This window comes from Tamlana crocina, from assembly GCF_012037625.1.
The window spans coordinates 1-308 of the sequence record NZ_JAAVJS010000728.1 but is presented as its reverse complement, the minus strand read 5'-3'; the positions used below and the strand labels follow the sequence as shown (position 1 = coordinate 308).

Annotated in this window: 1 pseudogene; it reads right to left on the bottom strand. The window is 39.0% G+C overall.

The window, feature by feature from the left end:
• A pseudogene (locus HC176_RS18750) lies at positions 1-260 on the bottom strand (ribonuclease E/G); the annotation flags it as partial.
• Positions 261-308: the final 48 nt, after the last annotated feature.

Below are 308 nucleotides of genomic sequence, written 5' to 3'. Positions count from 1 at the left end.
ACACGTTTTATGAACTTAAGCAAGGAAAGCACCTGTGGGCCAAGGTCGTGGTAATGCAAAAAAGCATCTTTCGTATAGCCTACATTTACAAAGCCGGCATTTAAGCCGGGAACAGTCTTTCGCACTTTTGCGAGGAATATATCCCCTACGGCAAAATTACTGTCGTCTTCTTCCTTGTTGAGTTCTATTAGTTTTCCATCTTTTAATAAGGCAAAATCTACAGCAGAGGAACCGGTTCTAATAATTAACTCTTTGTTCACTCTAAATTGATTTTAATCCCGAATCCTCGGGATGGATTAAACAATAAA